The following is a 3,438-nucleotide window of genomic DNA, read 5'->3' as shown; positions in this document are numbered from 1 at the left end:
CCGGCCCCTCAGCGCCGGGGACGCTGGTCCGGCCGAACCCGACGCGACTTCTTCGTATTCCTGGCACTGGCATTGCCGAACTTGGCGCTGATCGCGGTGTTCACGTATCTGCCCCTCATCAACAACATGTATTACTCGACCCTTGACTGGACCCTGGGCTCCACCTCGGCCACCGTCGTTGGCCTCGACAACTACGTCACCTTCTTCACCAGCTCCGACGCCCCGCAAGTACTCGGCACCACGCTCATCTTCACCGTGGTCACCGTCGGTGGCTCCATGGTGCTGGGCCTCTTGGTGGCCCTGGCCTTGAACGCGAAGGTCCGCGGCACCACATTTGCGCGCTCTGCCGTCTTCGCCCCCTACGTCCTCAGTGGAGTGGGCGTCGGCCTCGTATGGCTGTTCATCTTCGATCCCGGATACGGCGTGCTGTCCTGGCTGCTCCGCGGCATCGGCCAGCAAAGTCCCCAGTGGATCAACGATCCGCAACTCTCCCTCGCGATGGTCATCATCGTCTACGTCTGGAAGAACCTGGGCTACTGCGCGGTCGTGTACCTCGCCGGGCTCCAATCGCTCCCGAAGGACGTCATGGAGGCCGCTTCCCTGGACGGAGCCAACGGGTTCCGCCGCTTCATGAGCATTTCCGTTCCCCTGCTCTCGCCCACCACGTTCTTCCTGCTCATCACCACGATGATCAGCTCACTTCAGGCCTTCGACCTGATCCGCATCATGACGCCGCTGGGCAACGGCACCAGCACCCTGATCTACGAGGCCTATCTGCAGGCCTTTGGCGCCTACAACCGAGCCGGCTACTCCGCCGCCATTTCAGTGGTGCTGTTCGCCATCCTGCTCATCATCACCGTGCTCCAGTTGCGGTTCGTCGAACGGAAGGTGCACTACTCATGAGCACGCTCTCCCCCGTCAGCCCCAACCCCGCGAGCGGCGTCGGGACCCTTAAAGCTCCCGACGGCGGTCCGGACCTGCCGGCGCAGCGCGACAAGCCGTTCTCCCGCGCGAACCTCATCCAGACGCTGGCAGGCGGCTACATCCCGCTGATCGGGGCCACCCTCGTGGTAGTCCTGCCGCTGTTGTGGATGCTGCTGAGTTCCTTCAAGCAGCCCGGCGAGATCGTCACCACGGATCTCAAGATACTCCCGCAGGGCCTGAACCTGGAGAACTACCACACGGCCATGACCACTGTGCCGTTCGCACAGTTCTTCCTGAACAGCCTGATCGTCACCACGGTCGGCTCCACGGTCAAGGTGATCCTGGCGATCCTGACGGCCTACGCCCTGGTTTTTGTCCGTTTCCCGTTCAAGAACGTCATCTTCGTCGTGATCCTCGTGGCCCTGATGGTGCCGCCGCAGGTGTCGATCCTCCCCAACTACATCCTGATCGCAGGGATCGGCGGGAAGAACACCCTGTGGGGAATCATTCTCCCGGGACTCGGCACGGCCTTCGGAACCTTCCTCCTTCGCCAGCATTTCAAGACCCTTCCGGGGTCCATCCTCGAAGCGGCGGAAATCGACGGTGCGGGCCATTGGCGCAGGCTCTGGCAAGTGGTTGTCCCCGTTTCGCTCCCCTCGATCGCCACCGTTGCCCTCGTCACCGTCGTCAGCGAATGGAACGACTACATCTGGCCCCTGATCATCACGGACCGCCCGGAAACCATGACCCTCCCGGTCGGCCTGACTCTCCTTCAAAACTCCGAGGGAAACGGCGCAGGCTGGGGGATCTTGATGGCAGGAGCTGTCCTGGTGATCATTCCCATCCTCCTGGTCTTCGCAGCGTTGCAACGCTACATCGTTGCCGGGCTCACCCAGGGCAGCGTCACCGGCTAACAGCACAGCACGTCCACACAACCCCATCACCACCTTTGCATCCTTGAGAGGACCAACCATGGCAATGAATCTTGATCGTAGAAACTTCCTGGGGCTCGCCGGACTCGGAGTCGGCGCCGCCGCCCTTGCAGCATGCGGCGGTCCGTCGACGGGCGGCAGCGCAACGAGCAGCAGCCCCTCGGACATCGACTTCACGGGGGTCAAGCCGGCCGGCTCCTTCGACTTTTGGACCAGCCACCCCGGGCAGTCCCAGGCCGTCGAGCAATCCATCATCGACAAGTTCCAGGCGAAGTTCCCGGACATCAAGGTGAACCTCGTGACGGCGGGCGCCAACTACGAGGAAATCGCGCAGAAGTTCCAGACCTCGCAGGCAGCGAAGTCGGCCCTCCCCGGCCTCGTGGTGCTCTCCGACGTCTGGTGGTTCCGCTACTACACCAACGGCAATATCATCCCGTTGGACGGACTCATCAAGCAGCTGGACGTCAAGATTGACGACTTCCAGAAGTCCCTCGTCGCGGACTACCAGTACGCCAACAAGCAGTGGGCGCTCCCCTACGGCCGCTCCACCCCGCTCTTCTACTACAACAAGGACCACTTCAAGGCCGCCGGCCTTCCGGACCGGGCTCCCAAGACCTGGCAGGAGTTCGCCGAGTGGGCCCCCAAGCTCCAGGCAAGCTCGGGCGCTAAGTACGCCTACATCTACCCGGCCCTTGCCGGATACGCCGGCTGGACCCTGCAGAACAACCTGTGGGGCTGGGGCGGCAGCTGGTCCAACGGCTGGACCTTCAACTGCGACTCCACCGAGTCCGTCACGGCCCTGCAGTGGGCCCAGGACTCCATCTACAAGGACAAGTGGGCCGGCGTCTCCTCCAAGAACGCCGCGGACGACTTTTCCGCAGGCATCACGTCCACCACGATCTCCTCTACCGGAGACCTGCTGGGCGTGCTGAAGTCCGCTAAGTTCAACGTCGGCGTCGGCTTCCTGCCGGGCGGCCCCAAGGCCGAGACCAACGTCTGCCCCACCGGCGGCGCGGGACTCGGGATTCCCAGCGGCGTCAGCAAGGAAGTCCAGCTCGCGGCTGCCACTTTCCTGAAATTCATGACCGAACCGGAGAACACGGCGGCATTCTCCGCTGCCACCGGCTACATGCCCACCCGCGTTTCCGCGGACATGACTGCAGTCCTCGCCAAGACTCCGCAAATCAAGACGGCCATGGACCAGCTCGCCGTGACCAAGGTGCAGGACAACGCCCGCGTATTCCTGCCCGGCGCCGATCAGGAAATGGCCAAGGCCGCTGCGAAGATCCTCACCCAGCAGGGCGACGTGAAGGCCACCATGACGGACCTCAAGACAACCCTCGATGGCATCTACACCAAGGACGTGAAGCCCAAGCTCAAGAGCTGAGGCTCAACGCGCCGAGTGCCGCCCGCTGCCCAACTAGCTTGCAATTAATGTCGTTTTGACGCGTCAGAACGACATCTAATGCGAGCTAGTTGGGCAGCCGCGTCTGATCAGGGAATCGGAACGGGCACGACGCCGAGCGGCGCCAGCTGCTCCGCGCCGCCGTCGGGCGCGGAAAGCACCCAGATGCCCTTTTCG

The 3,438-nt window shown here is 63.2% G+C and carries 3 protein-coding genes and 1 pseudogene; 3 read left to right on the top strand and 1 reads right to left on the bottom strand.

The genetic code is table 11. From position 1 onward, the window contains the following. The 3 genes from AHiyo1_RS01430 to AHiyo1_RS01420 form a co-directional block, all read left to right on the top strand. Nucleotides 1-903: carbohydrate ABC transporter permease (locus AHiyo1_RS01430; protein ID WP_059387377.1), on the top strand; the 903-nt coding region annotated here is incomplete at its 5' end. Then, nucleotides 900-1,838 (top strand): carbohydrate ABC transporter permease, encoded by a 939-nt coding sequence (locus tag AHiyo1_RS01425; protein ID WP_059387376.1) that lies wholly within the window; start codon nucleotides 900-902, stop codon nucleotides 1,836-1,838. The genes AHiyo1_RS01430 and AHiyo1_RS01425, both read left to right, overlap by 4 nt. Before the next feature lie 58 nt (nucleotides 1,839-1,896). Further along, nucleotides 1,897-3,243: an ABC transporter substrate-binding protein gene (locus AHiyo1_RS01420; RefSeq protein WP_059387375.1), complete on the top strand. Its 1,347-nt coding sequence runs from the start codon at nucleotides 1,897-1,899 to the stop codon at nucleotides 3,241-3,243. A 107-nt stretch (nucleotides 3,244-3,350) separates the two neighbouring features. On the opposite strand, the pseudogene AHiyo1_RS25995 reads toward AHiyo1_RS01420, so the two are convergent. Continuing rightward, a pseudogene (locus tag AHiyo1_RS25995) lies at nucleotides 3,351-3,438 on the bottom strand (type I methionyl aminopeptidase); the annotation flags it as partial.

Origin of the sequence: Arthrobacter sp. Hiyo1, assembly GCF_001263615.2 — a bacterium.
Lineage (GTDB): Bacteria > Actinomycetota > Actinomycetes > Actinomycetales > Micrococcaceae > Arthrobacter.
Note: the sequence above shows the minus strand (reverse complement) of the source record. Positions and strands in the feature narration are given on the sequence as shown.